The organism is Caballeronia choica, from assembly GCF_001544535.1.
GTDB classification, from domain to species: Bacteria; Pseudomonadota; Gammaproteobacteria; order Burkholderiales; family Burkholderiaceae; genus Caballeronia; species Caballeronia choica.
In genome coordinates this window covers 24,602-43,010 of the sequence record NZ_FCON02000011.1, presented here as the reverse complement: position 1 = coordinate 43,010, position 18,409 = coordinate 24,602, and the positions used below count along the sequence as shown (strand labels likewise).

General features: G+C 63.7%; 20 protein-coding genes. 12 read left to right on the top strand and 8 right to left on the bottom strand.

What is annotated here, in order from left to right; all coding sequences use genetic code 11:
- The 9 genes from AWB68_RS07295 to AWB68_RS07255 all read left to right on the top strand — a co-directional run bounded on the left by AWB68_RS07295 (window position 1) and on the right by AWB68_RS07255 (window position 8,446).
- Entirely contained in the window at window positions 1-2,319 is a 2,319-nt protein-coding gene (locus AWB68_RS07295) for an ATP-dependent DNA helicase (protein WP_087643676.1), read from the top strand.
- A gap of 56 nt (window positions 2,320-2,375) precedes the next feature.
- Window positions 2,376-2,870, top strand: a complete 495-nt coding sequence (locus AWB68_RS07290) for a hemerythrin domain-containing protein (protein WP_087643675.1) — start codon at window positions 2,376-2,378, stop codon at window positions 2,868-2,870.
- Between the two features lie 40 nt (window positions 2,871-2,910).
- Entirely contained in the window at window positions 2,911-3,516 is a 606-nt protein-coding gene (locus tag AWB68_RS07285) for a recombinase family protein (RefSeq protein ID WP_087643674.1), read from the top strand.
- 106 nt (window positions 3,517-3,622) lie between these two features.
- Window positions 3,623-4,339, top strand: a complete 717-nt coding sequence (locus AWB68_RS07280) for a 2OG-Fe(II) oxygenase (protein ID WP_087643751.1) — start codon at window positions 3,623-3,625, stop codon at window positions 4,337-4,339.
- Window positions 4,340-4,801: 462 nt separating this feature from the next.
- Window positions 4,802-5,134, top strand: coding sequence for a BufA1 family periplasmic bufferin-type metallophore (locus AWB68_RS07275; RefSeq protein WP_087643673.1), 333 nt, complete (start codon window positions 4,802-4,804; stop codon window positions 5,132-5,134).
- A gap of 67 nt (window positions 5,135-5,201) precedes the next feature.
- Window positions 5,202-6,089 (top strand): MNIO family bufferin maturase, encoded by an 888-nt coding sequence (gene bufB, locus AWB68_RS07270; protein WP_087643672.1) that lies wholly within the window; start codon window positions 5,202-5,204, stop codon window positions 6,087-6,089.
- 140 nt (window positions 6,090-6,229) lie between these two features.
- The gene (locus AWB68_RS07265) at window positions 6,230-7,063 is read left to right on the top strand and encodes a hypothetical protein (RefSeq protein WP_235028245.1); all 834 of its coding nucleotides are present in this window, start codon (window positions 6,230-6,232) and stop codon (window positions 7,061-7,063) included.
- Between the two features lie 136 nt (window positions 7,064-7,199).
- Window positions 7,200-7,949 carry an HvfC/BufC N-terminal domain-containing protein gene (locus AWB68_RS07260; RefSeq protein ID WP_235028244.1) on the top strand — a complete coding sequence of 250 codons (750 nt, stop codon included), beginning with the start codon at window positions 7,200-7,202 and terminating at the stop codon, window positions 7,947-7,949.
- 47 nt (window positions 7,950-7,996) lie between these two features.
- Window positions 7,997-8,446 carry a DoxX family protein gene (locus tag AWB68_RS07255; RefSeq protein WP_235028243.1) on the top strand — a complete coding sequence of 150 codons (450 nt, stop codon included), beginning with the start codon at window positions 7,997-7,999 and terminating at the stop codon, window positions 8,444-8,446.
- Window positions 8,447-8,449: 3 nt separating this feature from the next.
- Here the strand turns inward: AWB68_RS07255 and AWB68_RS07250 are convergent, their stop codons facing one another.
- The gene (locus tag AWB68_RS07250; protein WP_087643668.1) at window positions 8,450-9,379 is read right to left on the bottom strand and encodes a helix-turn-helix domain-containing protein; all 930 of its coding nucleotides are present in this window, start codon (window positions 9,377-9,379) and stop codon (window positions 8,450-8,452) included.
- 147 nt (window positions 9,380-9,526) lie between these two features.
- On the opposite strand from AWB68_RS07250, the gene AWB68_RS07245 reads away from it, so the two are divergent.
- Window positions 9,527-9,688: an oxidoreductase dimerization domain-containing protein gene (locus AWB68_RS07245; protein WP_268810920.1), complete on the top strand. Its 162-nt coding sequence runs from the start codon at window positions 9,527-9,529 to the stop codon at window positions 9,686-9,688.
- Window positions 9,689-9,746: 58 nt separating this feature from the next.
- On the opposite strand, the gene AWB68_RS07240 is transcribed toward AWB68_RS07245, so the two are convergent.
- Window positions 9,747-11,399: a Na+/H+ antiporter gene (locus tag AWB68_RS07240; protein WP_087643667.1), complete on the bottom strand. Its 1,653-nt coding sequence runs from the start codon at window positions 11,397-11,399 to the stop codon at window positions 9,747-9,749.
- Window positions 11,400-11,830: 431 nt separating this feature from the next.
- Here AWB68_RS07240 and AWB68_RS07235 point away from each other — a divergent pair, with 431 nt between their 5' ends.
- Window positions 11,831-12,511, top strand: a complete 681-nt coding sequence (locus AWB68_RS07235) for an ureidoglycolate lyase (protein ID WP_087643750.1) — start codon at window positions 11,831-11,833, stop codon at window positions 12,509-12,511.
- Window positions 12,512-12,844: 333 nt separating this feature from the next.
- Complete coding sequence (locus tag AWB68_RS48825; RefSeq protein ID WP_200828648.1) at window positions 12,845-13,015, top strand: hypothetical protein; 171 nt, start codon at window positions 12,845-12,847, stop codon at window positions 13,013-13,015.
- Between the two features lie 63 nt (window positions 13,016-13,078).
- Here the strand turns inward: AWB68_RS48825 and AWB68_RS07230 are convergent, their stop codons facing one another.
- From AWB68_RS07230 to AWB68_RS07205, 6 genes are all read right to left on the bottom strand, one after another.
- Entirely contained in the window at window positions 13,079-13,489 is a 411-nt protein-coding gene (locus tag AWB68_RS07230) for a response regulator (RefSeq protein ID WP_087643666.1), read from the bottom strand.
- Window positions 13,490-13,828: 339 nt separating this feature from the next.
- Complete coding sequence (locus tag AWB68_RS07225; RefSeq protein WP_374729560.1) at window positions 13,829-14,554, bottom strand: AraC family transcriptional regulator; 726 nt, start codon at window positions 14,552-14,554, stop codon at window positions 13,829-13,831.
- 161 nt (window positions 14,555-14,715) lie between these two features.
- On the bottom strand, window positions 14,716-16,026 hold the full coding sequence (locus AWB68_RS07220; protein ID WP_087643665.1) for an FAD-dependent oxidoreductase: 1,311 nt from the start codon (window positions 16,024-16,026) through the stop codon (window positions 14,716-14,718).
- Window positions 16,023-16,271: a (2Fe-2S)-binding protein gene (locus tag AWB68_RS07215; RefSeq protein WP_087643664.1), complete on the bottom strand. Its 249-nt coding sequence runs from the start codon at window positions 16,269-16,271 to the stop codon at window positions 16,023-16,025. The genes AWB68_RS07220 and AWB68_RS07215 overlap by 4 nt, the downstream gene beginning before the upstream one ends.
- A complete protein-coding gene (locus tag AWB68_RS07210; protein WP_087643663.1) occupies window positions 16,264-17,391 on the bottom strand; it encodes an NAD(P)/FAD-dependent oxidoreductase in 1,128 nt (375 codons plus the stop codon). Before AWB68_RS07210 ends, AWB68_RS07215 begins: the two co-directional genes overlap by 8 nt.
- A complete protein-coding gene (locus AWB68_RS07205) occupies window positions 17,388-18,356 on the bottom strand; it encodes a 4-hydroxyproline epimerase (RefSeq protein ID WP_087643662.1) in 969 nt (322 codons plus the stop codon). The genes AWB68_RS07210 and AWB68_RS07205 overlap by 4 nt, the downstream gene beginning before the upstream one ends.
- Between the last annotated feature and the right edge of the window lie 53 nt (window positions 18,357-18,409).

The window sequence follows — 18,409 nt, the reverse complement described above, 5'->3', positions numbered from 1 at the left end:
ATGCATACAGTAGGCATTCAATCCGAAGACCCATCTGAACCCGGCTACGTCGTCGCGGTTCGCGCGCTGTGCGAGTTCACGGCCAAGCGCGGCGACCTCGATCTTCGGTTCACGCCCTCGCCGAGCGCTCAGGAAGGCATCGCCGGCCATGCCGTCGTGACGGCCCGGCGGCCAGTTGGCTATCTGAAGGAAATCACGCTGGCAGACGTCTACGGGCCGCTCCGGATACGCGGGCGCGCCGACGGTTACGATCCCGCCGCAAACCAGCTCGAGGAAATCAAGACCTATCGCGGCAGGCTCGACGCGATGCCCGGCAATCACCAGCATCTGCACTGGGCGCAGGCGCGCGTCTACGGCTGGCTGTTGTGCCAGAAGCTTGGCCTCGCGGAGCTTCGCGTCGCGCTCGTCTATTTCGACATCGCGAGCCAGACGGAAACCGTACTCGTCGAAACGCATTCCGCCGATGCACTGCGCGCGCATTTCGTCGAACAGTGCGACCGGTTCGTCGCCTGGGCCGGGCAGGAAGTGCTGCACCGCCATACGCGCGACACGGCGCTCGCCGCCCTCGCCTTTCCCCATGCGTCGTTCAGGCCCGGACAGCGCGAACTCGCGGCCGCGGTCTACCGCGCGGCGGTGGCGCAACGCTGCCTGATGGCGCAGGCGCCGACGGGCATCGGCAAGACCATCGGCACGCTCTTTCCGCTGTTGAAAGCGTGGCCCGCCCAGCAACTCGACAAGATCCTGTTCCTCACCGCCAAGAGCGCCGGGCGGCAACTCGCACTCGATGCACTCGCCACGCTCGTCGGCGCCAAGCCGCAGACACCGCTGCGCGTGCTCGAACTGGTCGCGCGCGACAAGGCCTGCGAGCATCCTGATCGCGCGTGCCACGGCGATTCGTGTCCGCTCGCGCGCGGCTTCTACGATCGCTTGCCCGCCGCCCGGGCCGCCGCGCTCCATGCCGCGCGCCTCGACAAGGCCGCGCTTCGCGCAGTCGCGCTCGCACACGAGGTCTGCCCGTATTACCTGAGCCAGGAGATGTCGCGCTGGAGCGACGTGATCGTCGGCGACTACAACTACTACTTCGACACGAGCGCCATGCTCTTCGCGCTTGCCGAAGCGAACCGATGGCGGGTGAGCGTGCTCGTCGACGAGGCGCACAATCTGGTCGAACGGGCGCGCGGCATGTACTCGGCGACGCTCGATCAGTCCGCATTCGACGCGATGCGCCGCAGCGCGCCACCCCCGCTGAAAAAGACGCTGGCGCGCGTCGCGCGAAGCTGGAAGGAACTGAGCACCGCACAAACAGCCGATTATTCGGCCCACGCGTCGCTGCCGTCGCGCTTCATCGCCGCGCTGGAGCAGGCGATCTCGCAGATGACGGATTTCGTCGCCGAGCATCCCGACGCGTTAGCGCCTGAAGCGACGCGCTTTTATTTCGACGCGATGCATTTCGTGCGGATCGCCGAGCGCTTCGACTCGCATTCGATCTTCGACGTCACGCTTAAAGCCGGCTTCCGTTCGCGCACGCCAGACGCCGTGCTCTGCCTGCGCAACGTGATTCCCGCGCCGCATCTGAAGCCGCGTTTCGCGCGCGCGCATTCCGTCGCGCTCTTTTCCGCGACGCTCACGCCGGCGCATTTCTACAGCGACACGCTCGGCCTGCCGGCGTCGAGCGTGCGCGTCGATGTCGCGTCGCCGTTCGCGGCGGAGCAACTGCAAGTGCGCGCGATCGCCGACGTGTCGACACGCTATCGCGATCGCGAGCAGTCGGTGGCGCGGGTCGTCGATCTGATCGCCACGCAATATGCGCGCGCGCCGGGCAACTACCTGAGCTTCTTCAGCAGCTTCGAATACCTCGACCAGGTAGCCGCCGCGTTCGCCGCGCAGCATCCGTCGATTGCCGTCTGGACGCAGTCGCGCGCGATGAGCGAGGCCGGCCAGCAGGCGTTTCTCGCGCGTTTCGCGCCAGACGGATGCGGGATCGGCTTCGCGGTATTGGGCGGTTCGTTCGGCGAAGCGATCGACTTGCCGGGCACGCGCCTCGTCGGCGCGTTCGTCGCGACACTCGGGCTCCCGCAACTCAATCCGGTCAACCAGCAGATGAAAGCGCGCATGCACGAGGCGTTCGGCGCGGGCTACGACTACACGTATCTTTTCCCGGGCTTGCAAAAAGTCGTGCAGGCGGCCGGCCGCGTGATTCGCGGGCCGCACGACCGCGGCGTGCTGTATCTGATCGACGACCGGTTCGCGCGCCCCGAAGTGCGGCGTCTGCTGCCGCCGTGGTGGCGCGTGGACGTGATGCGCCAGCGCGACGCCTGATCCGCGCGGGCATCGGTATTGCTGAATAGAGGCGCCCACCCTACCGAGGAACCGCCATGTCCAAGCCCCAAGCGTCGCCGCAGCACGATGCACTCGCCATCCTGGAAGCGGATCACCGCGCCGTCGAGCAACTCTTCGATGCCTTCGGGCGCGCCGCGGACAACGACCTCGAACGCAAGGCGACGCTCGTGCAGCGCGCATGCGAACTGCTGACCATTCATGCCATCGTCGAGGAAGAACTGCTCTATCCCGCCGCCCGCGACGCGCTCGATACCGACGACAAAGGCGACGTCGACGAAGCCTATGTCGAGCACTTCCTGGTCAAGACGCTGATCGAGAAGTTTACGCAACTGAAGGCCGGTGACGAAGGCTTCGATGCGACTTTCAAGGTGATGTCGGAGAGCGTGAGTCACCACGTCGAGGAAGAAGAGAACGAACTCTTTCCGGAGTTGCGCAAGACGAAGCTCGATCTGGTGGCGCTCGGCACGAAGATCGCGGCGCGCAAGGACGCCTTGCAGCGCAAAATCACCGAGGTCGCGACCGCGCATTGATCGCGTGATCGCGTGCGATGCGGGTAAAGGAGCGCGTTCGATGACGTTTATCGTGTACATGAACATCGGCGACGACGACAGCATGCGCGAGCGCGACCTGTTCGACATCGACGCCGCCGGTTTCCTGGTCGACATGGGCGCGGTGGTCGCGGACCGCTGCGGCATCGCCGTCGCGGCCGCGTCGCGTCCCGCGTTGCAGCGCGTGCTGCGCCACATGGTGCCTGCCGACACGATGCTGATCACACGCCTGCACTACCTCGGCAACAGCATCGGCGATGTGGTGAATACCCTCAAGATGCTCGCGGCGCGCGAAGTGAACGTCGTGTGCCTCGAATACGGTCGCACGAGCCTGACCGAGGGCGGCAGCGATTTGCCGATGCGCGCGCTCGAGATCGCCGTCGAGGTCGAACGCATGGCCAAGCGCGCGCGGGCGCTCCAGGCGGCCGCGGAAGCGAAGCGCATGGGACTGCCGCAAGGGCGCCCCGCATCGCTCACCGACGCACAGCGCAATCAGGCGCTGTGCGCGCTCGCGGCGGGCAAGACTGTGACCGCCGTGGCGCAGTCGCTCAATACGTCGCGCCAGACGATCATCCGCCTGCGCAACGCCCATGAGCGCGAGCATCCGGAGCCGCCGGCCGGCGCCTGAATCCGAATAGGAAAGCAAGACCCGGATTGCTCCTCGATCGGCGGCGGGCGCACACTGCTCGCAACGATCCAGACAGGAGCTGCGAATGAACGGGGTGGAAGGCGTAATGAAGGCAGTGCCGGCCGGCGAAAGGGTGGAGGCGATCGACTGGGCGCGCGTCGAAGACGACCTCGATCGATACGGCTGCGCGGTCATCGAAGGCATGCTCGGACACGACGAATGCGCGGCACTCATCGAACAGTATCCCCGCGATGAACTCTATCGAAGCCGCGTCGTGATGGAGCGCCATGGCTTTGGGCGCGGCGAATACAAGTATTTCGACTATCCGTTGCCCGATGTGGTCGAAGGGCTTCGGACCGCCGTGTATCCGCATCTCGCGCCGGTGGCGAACCGTTGGAATGAAATCATGAAGATCGACGCGCGCTTTCCGGCGCGCCACGCGGATTTCATCCGGCGTTGTCATCGGGCGGGACAAACGCGCCCGACGCCGCTGATCCTCCAGTACCGCGCGGGCGATTACAACTGCCTGCATCAGGACCTCTACGGCGAGCATGTCTTTCCGATCCAGTTGGCGATTCTGCTCTCGCAGCCCGGACGCGATTTCTCCGGCGGCGAATTCGTGATGACCGAGCAGCGGCCGCGCATGCAGTCGCGCGCGGAAGTGGTGCCGCTCGGACAGGGAGATGCGGTGGTGTTTGCCGTGCATCATCGGCCGGTGCAGGGCACGCGCGGCGCCTATCGCGTGAATCTTCGGCATGGCGTAAGCCGGCTGCGCTCGGGGCATCGGCACACGCTCGGCGTCATCTTTCATGACGCTCAATGAAGGCGTGCGTTAGTCGTTCAGGTGCGTTGGATGGTGGCCGATCCTGGCCTGACCATCGACCTGTATAAGCAGTCCGAGGCGGGACCCCAGCACGGCTCGGAACGCGCCGGGCGTGACGAGGACTTGATACGCCTGTTTTTCCCCTTCAGCATCGCTGGCTCCGGAAACCACGGTCCATATGACGAGCGTTACGAAGCGTGTCGTTCCGATCTGAGCCCCTCAAGCGTTCCACTCAGAAGGATTGGTCAGTGCCGCGCGCGTCGATCGCAATCCGATACCAAACGGCACAAGACCGTGCAATCTTCCGCTCACTTCAATTCGTATGCTGACGGTGCAGCGACTTAGCATCGCTGGCATTACCACAGTGGGGCCGGACGTGACCGCCGTACGACCCGTACGCATGCGTTAGCTTAGTCGCTATGTCTTTAGAGCGCTGCTCTATTCCAACGTTGGAGAAATCGTATGGCCGATTCCAAAATTACTACTCTCGTCGTTAGCGCTTTCGCCACGGCGCTTGCCGCTATGACGGCCACGCCTGCGAGTGCACAGGAGTTCACCGCGGCACAGAAGAAGATTCAGGCGGAGCATACAGCCCTCGTCAAATCCGGCAAGGTTGAACCCTGCTTCGGCACGGCGCTGAAAGGACAGAACGACTGCTATGCGGGTGCGGGTACAACCTGCGCCGGGACGAGCACGGCCGACTATCAAGGCAACGCATTCAAGCTGGTGCCGAAGGGAAGCTGCACGACCATCTCCACGCCGAGCGGAACCGGAAGCCTGTCTCCCAAGACCTGAGATCGAGCAGCGGCCGGGCACCGTCAAGCCCGGCCTCCGAAGTTCCAAATCGCAGCAACGGTCGGCCATGTCAACGTCACTAAGCCTCGATGCCCAGCGAAGCCTGCCTCAGCGCGCCGGGGTTGGGCTTAAAGCCGAACATTACCGCACGATCCTCGAATCGCGGCCGGACATCGGCTTCTTCGAGGTTCATGCTGAAAACTATATGGGCGCGGGTGGTCCACCACACCGCTTTTTGTCAGCCATACGCGAGTCCTACCCTCTGTCGCTTCATGGCGTCGGCCTGTCGATTGGCGCAGATCGTCCTCTCGACAGGCATCATCTCCAGCGCCTTAAGGAACTCGTCGCTCGCTATACACCAGGGCTATTTTCCGAGCACCTGGCGTGGTCCAGCCACGACTGCGGATTTCTCAACGACCTGCTGCCGGTTCCCTATACTGCAGAGAGCCTGGCACGCGTCGTGGATCACGTCGATAAGGTGCAAGAAATCCTCGGTCGGCAAATGTTGCTGGAAAACCCGTCTACCTACCTGGCCTTCGAGGAAAGCACCCACGCGGAAACCGACTTCATTGCCGAGGTCGTGCGGCGAACGGGATGTGGTCTTTTGCTGGACATTAATAACGTCTACGTTTCGTCGATCAACCAGCAGTGGGATCCATTTTCATATATCGATGGATATCCGCTCGCGGCGGTGCGAGAGATCCATCTGGCCGGCCACGCACGGGAGGCAGACGAAAAAAGTCGCCCGTTGCTTGTCGATACCCACGACCGTCACGTCGCAGACATCGTATGGGACCTCTTCGCACAAGCGATCCATAGAACCGGCCCGCTTCCCACATTGATCGAATGGGACTCGAACATACCCGACTGGCCAACGCTCAAAGCGGAAGCAGAGCGGGCCGACACCATCATGCAGGCAGTCACGCAACTTGCAAGCGAGGTACAGACGACATGATCAAGCGGCAAGTCCTTGTCTATTACGCGTGGAGCCGGCCGGGCGAGAGCGGCGCGCCTCTCCACGTGATCGAAGATCGATTTCCGGCGCTCTTCGAAAGTCGCAGGATGGGTTTCCCGAGATTCCAGGAGTTCTCGGACGTGCGTCAGTTCGACCAGAGTATCGCTGGCTTTCTCGACCACATCATGAAGCCCAACTTCACCGCCTTCGTCGATCTGGCGGCGGCGCTCACTGGGCAGAGCGTAAGGGAGATCGAGCGTGTCACCGACGACGGAACGCTCACACCGCTCGATGCTCGTATTCTCACCGGCGTCGACACGCTGATCGTCATCAGTTTCGACTCGCTCACAACGGCTCAAACAGCGGGAAGCGCGGAAATCGAAGCGCTCCGCACGTTCCTCGGACAACCCGACCATCTCGCCTTCATCTGCCCGCATCACGATATCGGCGATGTAACAGACCTCCCGGAAAGCGAGCAGTTGCAACGCCAGATCGCAGAATTCCAGCATCACGGCGACACGACGATTCCGCCCCGGCAACGGTTCGGCGGCTTCGCGCGTTCGCTCCTCGCGGGCCTCGGCATACCGGTGGAAAACCGCTTTGGACTGAGGCCAGCGACCGAAGCGGACGGATCCCCGGCGCCGATTGAAACCGACACAGCGCTCGATCGATTAGGGATTCTTCAAAGAGTCAGCACTTTCAATCGACACGCGCATCTGCCGCAACTCGAACGTTTAGGCGAGGCTGTTGACAAGCTTGACGTCCTGGCGCGTCAGCGAGTCGATCCCAATGCCCCGCCGCATCCCTTTACACTTGAGCGCGCGACATTCGACGCCCTTCTACAGTCCCGACCGGACACGTTCATCGGCAGCCTGCTCGTTAGCGATACGACGCTCTGGAGTTCAACCGCCGGCGGTGTCGACAGTCTTCGCGAGCTATGGACCAATGTCGTTCAACGCCGGCTTCGGTCGTGAGAGCGGAATGGCACGCCATCAATCTTCGCAAGCGTCCGCCGGACACTCGGGTAGTACAGCCGACTGCGCGGGCATGAACTTCGATTGCTTGCGCGAACGCCAGAGGAACTTCGCTGCGGCAATTTTGGAACCCGACATGCCTGTTCCGCTCGGGCTGCTTGGCCCCGATCGGGAGCCAAGCGAAAAGCGCTTCAACGTCTATCGGAACAATGTCGTCGCGGGGCTCGTCGAGGCGCTGAAGGCCGCCTTTCCCGCTGTGTGTCGCATCGTTGGCGATGAATTCTTCGTGGCGATGGCTCGCGTCTACGTCGCGCTCGAACTGCCGAGGTCGCCCATCATGCTTGACTATGGTGAAACGTTCCCGAACTTCATCGGAACGTTCGAGCCAGCGAAGGGTGTGCCGTATCTGCGTGATGTCGCCCGGCTCGAGCGTGCGTGGGTAGTGGCGTATCACGCCGCAGAGGCGCCGCCGACCGACCCCGCGCTCTTTGCCACGATCGATGCCCGGAGCATGCCGCAGGTGAGCCTTACGCTGCATCCTTCGATACGCGTTGTATCGTCGCCTTTTCCTGTCGTCCGGATATGGCAGATGAACGTTCATGGAGGCGTGCCTGAAGCGCTCGATATCTTTAGCGGAGGCGAGCATGCGCTCGTCGCACGCCCCGTTGCCGAGGTCGAGGTTCGCCGGGTGCCCGCTGGCGCAGCGACGTTCATCCTGGGCCTGACGTCCGGAGCGTCGGTTGCTGACGCGACGACGCTCGCTCTCGACGAAGATTCCGATTTCGACCTTGCCGGCGTGCTTCGCGATCTATTCGCGATCAATGCGATCGTCGGGTCGAACATGCGCCATGCCTCTGAGTTCCGGCCGATTGCGAGGTATTCATGAGTCAGTCTGGCGCCCGGACGAAAGGCCGCTTCGAACTGCTGATTCGCATGGCCCTGGAGCAAATCCAGGCGGTCGGATGGGTTCTCGCTCCGCCAATGCTGCGGATTGCTCTCGCGCTTCCTTTCTTTAGATCGGGTCTCACTCGATGGGACGGCTTCCTGTCAATTTCGCCGGCAACACTGTACCTGTTCGAGAATCAATTCAAGGTTCACGTCTTCGGCGGCGCCTACGGTTTTCCGGCGCCCGACACGGTCGCCCTTGTCGTCGCCGTAGCGGAAATATCGCTGCCTGTCCTGCTCGTGCTGGGACTCGCGACCCGATTTGCAGCGCTCGCTATGCTGGTCATGACGGGGGTGATCCAATTGGTGTTCCCTGACGGCTGGGCCAATTTCCATCTCTATTGGGCGTCGCTTGCCGTGGGGATCATGGCGCTCGGTCCGGGACCTCTGTCGCTGGATCGTTTGATCAGCGGCTGGTTCTATCCACGGGATATCTGAAGACTACCCCTTCATCGTGCGTCGCCGACCGTGCTCCCGCGCAAACACAGCAGGCGTGGAACCCACGTGACGGTGAAAGCGCCTCGTAAAATGACTCTGATCCGCAAAGCCCGTCATCAGTGCAATTTCTGAAAGTGGAATTGCCGTTTCAAGGATCAGAGATTGAGCGCGACGAATCCGGCGTTGCTCGACAAAGCTGATCGCCGTCATACCCATGCTCCGCTTGAACAGACGGGTAAAGTGGAAACGGCTCACATTCACTATGCCAGCAAGTTCAACGAGCCCTATCGGTCTGTCCAGATTGTCTTCGATGTATGCGGTAAGGCGAGCCACTTCGACCTTGCTCAGTGCTGGCAGTGACCGTGCGATCACGGGCTCAAACACGTTGTAAGTTCTAAGCAAGTGCGCTGCGAGCGCAAACGACACGTGATCAACGATGAGCGTCTGCGCGGGGTGAGGCTTGTGATCGAGTTCGCCGACCAGGATCTGCGCCATGTGCTCGATGACCGGATCTCGCGTCTCGAACACGTTCCGAATCTCGATCTGCGACGTGCTGCGGCGACCAATTTGCTCGCCTGCGGATTCGATCAGAGCCGTGGGGATGCGCAACCTCGCCGTCGCGGATGCACTGCCCTCCCAAAGCGAGTCGTACCCGGCCGGCATGAGCATTGAAATGCCTGGGCAGATGAGACTCTCGTGGACAGTCCCATCTCGGCCCTGAACCAGACGCGCACTCCCCGAGGGGCAGTAACAAATCAGATGATGATCGAGGGCAGGATACCTCTCGGATATATCGGGGAGCCGAGCGTACATGTCCACGGTGACACCGCGCCACTCGCGCTCACGCGTCGTCGCAGTGGGACGATGCGACAAGACATTCACGATCTCATCGATGGTGACAGGCTTATCGGCGGTTTTGTAAAACGTTGACATGTCACAGTGCCCGATCTGCTTGCTGCCGGAACGTCCGAATCAGCGTTGACCACCGCCGTATCGATCGGAATTCCGGCTCGGCGAAGTCGCTGACTTGAAATGCTATCACGATAATATTCTTCATCAGAGAGCGGTGAGGCGCATCTCATCGGCCCGGGGGCAGCCGATCTGATTTCGCAAGTGGCCATTGCGATGGAGGTGTCCATGATCTGCGAAGACTTTGCGCGAATCTGTCATCCGTATCCCGTCTGGTCAGCGGCGCTGCGTCAGGCGGCAATGGCCGCAGGTGGGTGGATGATGCACGCGTAGCGCAGTGCGTCGTGGAAGTCTCGACGAGAACTCTGACGATCGTATCAAGAACCGCACCTTAGTTACGCGAGCCACGGACACTGAAGCGCGACTCCTGCAAATCGACCTCCCGAACCAGATCTCGAACCAGTTCGTCCGTTACCTTGCCCGACTGGGCGATACGAAACAGTTCTTCTCGTTCGGCACTGAGAGCAAGGAGGCGCAACTTGCGTTCGATTTCGTCGATCTGCAAGCCGCGCCCCGCTCCCGCCACGGTATGGCGGCGCAACTCGATCTGCTCGCGATAGTGTGCGATGAGCCGCGCACCGGCTTGCGAGAATAGGTCGGCGTCATCCGTCGCCTTCGCGGTTTCGTGAAGGGCCTCCTCCACAGCGATAATCGCCGCCCTGGCGGCAGCGCATCGAGCTTCATCCTCTTGCCGCTGCTCCAGCGTGCCGGGCGGGATCCTGATACCGCTCAGGACATAGGGCAGCCCGACGTTTGCGGCGACCAGGGTCACGACAATCACGCCGGCGGCAAGCAATATGGCAAGGTCTCTTGCCGGGAACGACGAGCCGTCGGCTAGGAACAGCGGCAGCGTCATCACGCCGGAGAGCGAAACCGCGCCGCGTACGCCGGCCAATGACGTCGCTGCGATCAAACGCCAGCCTGACGCGCTGATCGTCGGGGCGCTCCGTCCTGCGCGAAGCACAATCAGGCGCAAGGCAGCCCAGGTCCACAGAGACCTGATGACCAGCAGTGCGCAACTGATAGCGGCGACATAGACGACCAGCCACCCTTCTTCCTGCCGCCCGGTTTGGCGGATCGCTTGCCCGGCCTGGTCGATCACACTGGTAAGCTGCTGGCCGAGAAGCACGAAAATCACGCCATTGCCGGCAAATTGAAGCGCGTCCCAAACGGCGGCCCGGCGGATGCGCGTACCGGCCAACGCCCTTCCCGCCAGTTCTTCGTAGCTCATCACGATGCCCGCCGTCACGGCTGCCAGGATGCCCGATGCGCCGAGCCGGTCGGCCACGACATACGAGCCAAACGGCAACAGCAAGCTGATAAGAATCTGTGTGCCGGTCTCCTCGCCAAAGAGTCTTGCCGTCCAGTCCTTGACCGCGTTCGCCAGCAGCGTCACAACCGCGCCGGCGGCAACGCCGCCGAACACTAGCCAGAGGAAAGTTCCACCCGCTTCGACGAGTGAGAATGAGCCCGTTACAGCCGCCGCGATCGCAAAGCGGAGGCAGACGAGACCCGAAGCGTCGTTCAGCAGAGCCTCTCCTTCCAGAACATGCATCAGCCGCTTCGGAATGGGGATCCGTTCGGCGATCGCCGACACCGCGACCGCATCGGTTGGAGAAAGCGTCGCCGCTAGCGCAAAAGCGACGGGCAGCGGCATCATCGGAATGAGCCAATGAATGAACAGACCCGCTCCCACGACTGTGAACAGGACCAGACCGAGGGCGAACGCGCCGATCGTCCACTTGTCGCGGAAGAGCCCTTCCTTTGAAATGCGCCAGCCGTCGAGAAACAGCAATGGCGCAACGAACAAGAGCAAAAAGACGTCTGGAGCGAGCGAAACCCGGAACCCGAATATCCGGGCAATCAACGCGCCTATCGCAATCTGCACCAGGGCAACGGGGAACGGAATTCTGGCAGCACGTTTAACGATACTGCTGGCGATGACACACGCGAGCAGTATCAGAGTGATCGTTACCGTTTCCAAGTTTGGACCCCGAGAACCCACCGCACGCATTGCTTTGCTAAACGGACGTCGCTTGACCAGGGGTTTGTGCGCTGCGCCGGTTCGCTTGCACGTTGGTGAAGAAAGAAGGAATCCCAATCATAGGCCATCTGAACCGGCGCGTATGCAACTCCCTTTAACCGCTTGGCGATTGTCGACGCACGCTCGCGGCGTGACGCTGAATGCGAGCCGATTTAGGACCTCGAAGAGCACCTATCAACCATTTCGAGCAAGAAGGTGCAATCATCCGCGCGCAAACGCGAGTAGCGTCGGCTCGTCCTTGAACGCGAAATATCGTGGCGTACAGTTACTGCTCGCGGCGCTCGCGCTGACGGCGCAAATGCTCCTTCCACGCTCTCTCGACGTTCGAGCATCGGTGGCCGGATTACGCCTGACTCAGCTAAACTATGCCGATGTCAGAACAGATCGACTACCTCAACCCCATCATTCCTCCCGGGCTACGGCGCGTATCGATGCCCGTGGTCGACGCGACCCCAATCACGCTCGATGGCTTCGGCAAGCTTATAGCAGACCCGGGCGAGTGCCCAATCGAGATCGTGCAGTGGCCAACGGTGGGATCGAGGCCGATTGATCCAGGCACCGGTGATCAGGCAGGCACGACTGAAGGCGTCTTCGTGAGCGAATGGCGTGGGGACATCCTCTACGGTCGAAACGAGGCTGTGGACGGTCACTACATCCTCGCGTTCGCAACGGAGCCCGAAGCAGCCCGCGAAGACCACGCCCATGCACCAGAACGCATGTTGCTCTGGCACGCGAACTACCATCCAGATGGCGGACAACTGTTCTTCCCGCTCGAACATCGCCCGTTCTATGTTCCATTGGCATTGCCCGGGGACGATATCGCGCCAGAGAAGTTCGTGTGCTTTCGCTTCGATGGACAGCAAGGTCTCTACATCCATCCAGGCGTGTGGCATGAAGGCGTGTTCACGCTTGGAGGAACGCAGCGGTTCTTTGACAAACAGGGCGCCGTCCATGCACGCGTCTCGGTCGAGTTTGCCCGCGAGTTTGGTTGTCTGCTGGAGGCAGCCATTGCCGGTGACGCTGAACCTTCTGGTCGAAGCGGCGGCCAGTAGCCGAAGCGCAAATAGCGATGCCGACCGCTCGCGTTCATCTTCCCTTGCGAGGCGCCACGGTCGACCCTCTTACGATCAGTTTGGGTGACAGCACGACTTTACGCACCGCCTGCTCGCGAACGTCAATTGCCTGTTGAAGAAGATCGGCCGCCCCATCTCTTGATGGCAAATGCGACTGGTCGTCAAAGGGGTAGACAGCGAGCACGTCGATGGGTTGGAACGTTATTTGCGGAGGCCCCTGATGACTGCGCGCAACGGGTACTGCGCCGCAGCATACCAATAATGTCCCATTCACGACCAACAACCGAAAACCCAACGACCAAGGAGAGTTCGATGACCCTCGTCATATATCTGGTGGGCTGGCTGATCTTCATCGGCGGCGTTGCGTGGGCGCTCGTCGCGATGCACGTCGCGCAGCACACGATCGCCATCGTCGCAATCATCCTGCTCGGTATCGCCGTCATCACCGGCGCTACGCGGGCGCGCAGCCGCGACCGGCCGTAGCGCCTGCATGCAGCGTGCAGGGAGCAACGGGCGCCAACCTCGGCGCCCTGCCTACCCCAACGCTTAAGACAGCACCCGCGCGCTCAACGAATCGTGGATCAGCGTCACGAGTTCATCGGGATGCGCGGGCTTCATCATGAAGTGCTGAAACCCTTCGCCGATACTTCGCAATCGATACTCGTCGCCATCGTGACCCGTCAGCGCGATCGCCACCGAGGGCGGCAGATTCCCGCGAATCTCGTAGTCGCGCAAACGTTGTATCAGGTAGAAACCATCCATCATCGGAAGGTCGATGTCGCAGATCACTGCATCGGGGTTGAGCCGGATCGCGGTCTCGGCGCCCTCCTCGGCATCGGCGACGGCCACGACATCCGCGCCTTCCTCCTCGAGCAGCATCTGCAATGATTCCCTGCTCTCCGGATCGTCTTCGATCAGCACGATCCTCGTGTGCCCCAGTCTTGCTACTTCGTTCATGATCTTGTTGTGAACCTGCCAAAAGCGGAATTCATAGGCCGGCGATTCTACTGCTTGCCGCTTGACCCTTCTTGCATCAGGGTCACGACATGGATTCCGACAGCACCGTTGTTGATCGGTTGATGGGCCGCTTGCGCCGGTGCGAACGTGCGCGGTGCGAGTGAGGTAGGGAGTGAGGGTTCCCAACCCCGCACCCCAATGAGCAAAAAGCAGGCCGGGGATGTTCGGGCACTCAAGAAGCCCTTGTGGAGCGGGCTTTCGCGGCCTCTGGACGTACCGCGCCGCGCCGCCGATAAGCACGACCGTGTAATTCATGGACTGATATTGCCCGCTTTCCCGTCAGACTTTATCGGGCGCGGCGCCCGCATGCAGAAGCGAGCGGTATTCGGTCGGCGTTATGCCGACGGTCGCCTTGAACTGGCGCGTGAATGCGCTGTGGTCGGTATATCCGCAGAGCGCGGCGACATCGGTGACCTTGTCGTGCGTGACGAGCAGCGCGGTCGCCGCGTCGAGCCGGGTCTTGAGCAGCACCTGGCGCGGCGTCAGGTGGAACACCTTGTGGAAGTAGCGCTCGAGTTGCGCGATCGACATGTTTGCCATCGAAGCCAGTTGCCGCATGTTGAGCGGCTGCACGAAATTTTCCTGGATGTGCTGCACGACCGCGGCGAGCCGGCTATAGGCGGGATGCGTTCCTTCGGCCGCCTGCAGGTCGCGCGAAATGCCCGCGAGGCCAACGACCTTGCCCGCATCGTCATGCAGCGGCTGCTTGCACGTCATGCACCAGCCGGGCTCGCGGCCGGCATAGAGATGCAGTTCGAGTTGATCGATCAGTTGATTGCCTTCCTCGATGATCGCCTTGTCCTGCGCCGTATAGATGCGCCCGAAGCGGCGTGGAAAGACATCCTCGGCGGTCTTGCCGATGAGCGCCTGCTTGTCCTTCTGGCCGCATCGTCGCGCGAGCGTGCGGTTGACCATCGCATAGCGCGCTTCTTCGTCCTTGACGAAGAAGACGACGTCCGGCATCGCGTCGAAGACCGGTTCGAGCAGCCTGAAGTGCTGGAGCATCGCGCCGAGCGTCGATACGCCGCCCGGCGCGCGCAGTGCGGCGTCGCAGCGTTCGTCGGCGGGGCGGTCCATCGTGATGGTCATGCGCTTCTCGCTCGCTTCATCGTTCTTCGTGGACGGATGCGCGCGGCAGGTCTCGTCGCGCGAAAAGATGCGCTCGATTATAGGGGCGCCCGGCGACGATCAAAATGAGTGTTTGATGCGTCGATGTCGCCGGCTGCGATCAGCGTTTCGATGCGAGCGGGACTGAACGGCGGACGCGGAGCGCTCACGTCCCAACCGAACAATGTCGCTGCCGCGGCGCCGCATACGCGGCCCTGGCACGGGCCCATGCCGCAGCGGGTATGCAGTTTCGCATCGCGCCAGTTCGTGTGCGCGGCGACCGCGCCGATGCTGACGTCCTCGCAGCGGCAAAGCGTCGTATCCGCCGACGGCTGCGCGCACGCGGCCTCGCCGAGTTCGAAGGCGGCGGCGACGCGCGCGGCGAAGCGCCGCCAGTGCGCGCGGACGCGCCGGTCCCGCGCCACGCGCGCATCGTCGATGCCGAGCGCCGCGTACGCCGCTAGCGCGCCTTCGATGCGCGCGAGTTCCATCCCGCCGACGCCCGTGCATTCGCCCGCCGCGAGCACGCCGTCAACCGACGTGCGCTGTGCGTCATCGACGCGGATCGCACCTTGCGAATCGAGCGCGCAGCCGAGCGCCTCTGCGAGCGTCACGTTCGGCACGAGCCCGTAGCCGCACGCAACGCGCTCGGCATCGATGCATCGTTCGCGCGCGCCCTCGCGGAGGGTGACCGCTTCGACGCGCTTCGTGCCGTGCGCCTTCACGACGACCGCGCCGGTCCGATAGCGCGTCCAGCCGATTTCGCGCAGCAACGACAGCGCCTGTGCGAGCTTGCCCGGCGTAGCCGCCAGCGACGCCCCGAAGCGCATCACGCGATGCGACGCCGCCTGTTCGACGACCGCGCGCACGTCCGCGCCGCGCCGCCTGGCGGTCGACGCCGCCGCAAGCAACAACGGCCCGCTGCCCGCGATCACGACGCGCTCGCCATCGACCGGCATGCCGCCCTTGAGCAGCGCCTGCAAGCCGCCCGCACCGGTGACGCCCGGCAGCGTCCAGCCCTCGAATGGCAGCAGGCGTTCGCGCGCGCCGGTCGCCAGGATCAGTTGCGCGTATTCGATGCTGGCGGGCGCATCGCCGGATTCGAGCAACAGGCGTCGGCCGCCGAGCGCGGCAATCACTTTCGTACCGTGCATCGACGTGAGATTCGCGCGCGGCGCGGTATTGGCGAGCCATTGCGCCAGCGGCTCGGGCGGCACGACGCCCGGACCCTGCCGCCAGATCTGCCCGCCCGCGCGCGGGTTGTCGTCGATGAGCGCGACGCGCGCGCCCTCCTCGACGGCCACCTGCGCCGCCCGCAAGCCCGCCGGCCCGGCGCCGATCACGACGATGTCATAGCGCTCGACCTTCATCGCGCGGTCTCGATCACGAGGCCATCGCGGCACAGCGTCTGGCAGGCGAGCACATGCGCGCGCGCGTCGATCGTCACGCGGCACTCCTGGCACACGCCCATCCCGCACAGCGCGCCGCGCGGCTCGCCGGTCACCGAGCGGCGCGCCGTCAGCGTGCCGTGGACCGCGAGCGCGGCGGCGACGGTCGTGAACGCCGGAACGCGGACGACTTGCCCGTCGATCGTCACGGAAACCAGGTCAGCCATCCGCGTGCTCCATCGAAAAGCGCCGGGGAGAAAACGCGGCGCCATCGAGCACGCAGTCGTGCTTGAGCATTTGCGCCGCGAGCAGCCTCGCCGTGCCGAGCGAAGTCGTCACGCCGAGCCCTTCATGGCCGGCGGCGAGCCAGATTCCGTCGGCGCAGCCGTGCGCCGCGCCGATCAGCGGCAAGCCGTCCGGCGATGCGGCGCGAAAGCCGGTCCACGCGCGAATCGCGTTGAGCGCGGGCAAGTCCGGCAGATAGCGTGCGGCGCGCGCGAGCATCGCGCCGAGCACGTTCATCTCGACGGCGGGGTCAAGCGTATCGAACTGGCGCGACGAGCCGATCAGCAGTTGCCCGGTCGGCCGCGGCTGCGCGTTGAATGCGACCGACGTGCCGCTCGCGTGATGCGCGCTTTTGATATAGCCGAGTTCGAGCAGTTGATGGCGGATCAGGCCGGGATAGCGGTCGGTGATCAGCAGGTGGCCCTTCTTCGCTTCGAGTGGCACGCCGGGCAGCAGGTCGCACGCGGCCAGCCCGTTCGCGACGACGATATGCGCCGCCGTGCGCACCTCGCCATTCGCGAGCGTCACGCGGCCGCGCTCGATTTTCGCGGCTTCGCAACCCGTCGATACACGGATGCGCGCGGCGCTCGGAGACTGTTCGAGGAGCCATTCGGCGGCGCGCGGCGCATAGACGATGCAGTCGTCCTCGACCAGCAAGCCGCCTTGCAGCGCGTGATGCAACGCGGGTTCGCTCGCGCGCAACGCGGACGCGTCCAGCATGCCGGCGCGCACGCCGTGCGCCGCGAACGCATCGCGCATCTCGCGCGCGGCGGCCAGTTCCTCGTCGTCCTCGGCGACCCAGAGCGTGCCGCAGCGCGTGAACGCGTCGCACGCACGCAATTGCGGCGCGAGTTCGAGCCACAACTCGCGGGAATAACGCGACAGCGCGAATTCGGCGGCGGAGTCGTTCATCACGACGACATGGCCCATGCCCGCCGCCGTCGTGCCGCCGCCGATGCCGTGCGCATCGAGCACGTCGACAGCGAGACCGTGCGCGGCCAGTTCCGCCGCGCACGCCGCGCCGACGATCCCCGCGCCCACGACGATCACATCCGCGCTCATCGCGTGCCGTCGGCCGGAATGCCCCACGCGAACGGATCGCCTGCGTCGAAGCAGAGCCGTCCTTCGCCCATGATGTGGGCGTAGCCGGTGATGGTCGGAATGATCTCGACGCGCTCGTCCGCTCCGTTCAGGTCCAGGCGATAGCTCGCCTCGAACACGCTGCCGATCACGCTCTCCTGCCGCCATACGTCGCCCGGCGCGAGCAGGCCGTCGGCGGCGAGACACGCTACCTTGGCGCTCGTGCCGGTGCCGCACGGCGAGCGGTCGTAGGCGCTGCCCGGACACAGCACGAAGTTGCGGCTGTCGATGCCCTCGCGCGCCGAGGGCGCGAACAGTTCGATGTGGTCGATATAGGCGCCGTTCGCGCCGGTGATGTTCTGCGCTTGCAGCGCGTCGCGGATGGCAGCGGTGAACGCGGTCAGCGCGGCGATATGGGCGGGCACGAGTTCGCGTCCGTGATCCGCGACGAGGAAAAACCAGTTGCCGCCCCACGCGACATCACCGGTCAACGGGGCGTGACCCGGCACGTCGACCGTCACCGCGCGACGATGGCGATAAGCCGGCACGTTCCGCACGCTGACGCTGCCGTTCTCGTTCAGCGTCGCCTCGACGACGCCGACCGGCGTCTCGATCCGATGCCGCCCCGGCGCAATCCTGCCGATGTGCGCGAGCGACACGACCAGCCCGATCGTGCCGTGTCCGCACATGCCGAGATAGCCGACGTTGTTGAAGAAGATCACGGCGGCGGCGCTCGCCGGGTCGTCGGGTTCGCACAACAGCGCGCCGACGATCACGTCCGACCCGCGCGGCTCGGTGACGATGCCGGCGCGCCAGTCGTCGAATTGCGTGCGAAAGACGTCGAGCCGTTCTCCGAGCGTGCCGCGCCCGAGGTCCGGCCCGCCCGACACGACGAGGCGGGTAGGTTCACCGCCCGTGTGCGAATCGATGATGTCGAGGGTTTTCATGGCGTTATCGTAGGAACGCCCGGGGCCCCGCGTCTTGGCGTGGCTAGCCGGTT

Bases quoted from the DNA above. Each gene is read 5' to 3' on its own strand.
- AWB68_RS07225 (WP_374729560.1), bottom strand. From the start codon at position 14,554: ATGCTCCAGCACTTCAGGCTGCTCGAACCGGTCTTCGACGCGATGCCG.
- AWB68_RS07220 (WP_087643665.1), bottom strand. From the start codon at position 16,026: ATGAAGGTCGAGCGCTATGACATCGTCGTGATCGGCGCCGGGCCGGCG.
- bufB (WP_087643672.1), top strand. From the start codon at position 5,202: ATGTCAACGTCACTAAGCCTCGATGCCCAGCGAAGCCTGCCTCAGCGC.
- AWB68_RS07280 (WP_087643751.1), top strand. From the start codon at position 3,623: ATGAAGGCAGTGCCGGCCGGCGAAAGGGTGGAGGCGATCGACTGGGCG.
- AWB68_RS07205 (WP_087643662.1), bottom strand. From the start codon at position 18,356: ATGAAAACCCTCGACATCATCGATTCGCACACGGGCGGTGAACCTACC.
- AWB68_RS07250 (WP_087643668.1), bottom strand. From the start codon at position 9,379: ATGTCAACGTTTTACAAAACCGCCGATAAGCCTGTCACCATCGATGAG.
- AWB68_RS48825 (WP_200828648.1), top strand. From the start codon at position 12,845: ATGACCCTCGTCATATATCTGGTGGGCTGGCTGATCTTCATCGGCGGC.
- AWB68_RS07215 (WP_087643664.1), bottom strand. From the start codon at position 16,271: ATGGCTGACCTGGTTTCCGTGACGATCGACGGGCAAGTCGTCCGCGTT.
- AWB68_RS07210 (WP_087643663.1), bottom strand. From the start codon at position 17,391: ATGAGCGCGGATGTGATCGTCGTGGGCGCGGGGATCGTCGGCGCGGCG.
- AWB68_RS07235 (WP_087643750.1), top strand. From the start codon at position 11,831: ATGTCAGAACAGATCGACTACCTCAACCCCATCATTCCTCCCGGGCTA.
- AWB68_RS07255 (WP_235028243.1), top strand. From the start codon at position 7,997: ATGGCCCTGGAGCAAATCCAGGCGGTCGGATGGGTTCTCGCTCCGCCA.
- AWB68_RS07275 (WP_087643673.1), top strand. From the start codon at position 4,802: ATGGCCGATTCCAAAATTACTACTCTCGTCGTTAGCGCTTTCGCCACG.
- AWB68_RS07290 (WP_087643675.1), top strand. From the start codon at position 2,376: ATGTCCAAGCCCCAAGCGTCGCCGCAGCACGATGCACTCGCCATCCTG.
- AWB68_RS07260 (WP_235028244.1), top strand. From the start codon at position 7,200: ATGCCTGTTCCGCTCGGGCTGCTTGGCCCCGATCGGGAGCCAAGCGAA.
- AWB68_RS07285 (WP_087643674.1), top strand. From the start codon at position 2,911: ATGACGTTTATCGTGTACATGAACATCGGCGACGACGACAGCATGCGC.
- AWB68_RS07295 (WP_087643676.1), top strand. From the start codon at position 1: ATGCATACAGTAGGCATTCAATCCGAAGACCCATCTGAACCCGGCTAC.
- AWB68_RS07230 (WP_087643666.1), bottom strand. From the start codon at position 13,489: ATGAACGAAGTAGCAAGACTGGGGCACACGAGGATCGTGCTGATCGAA.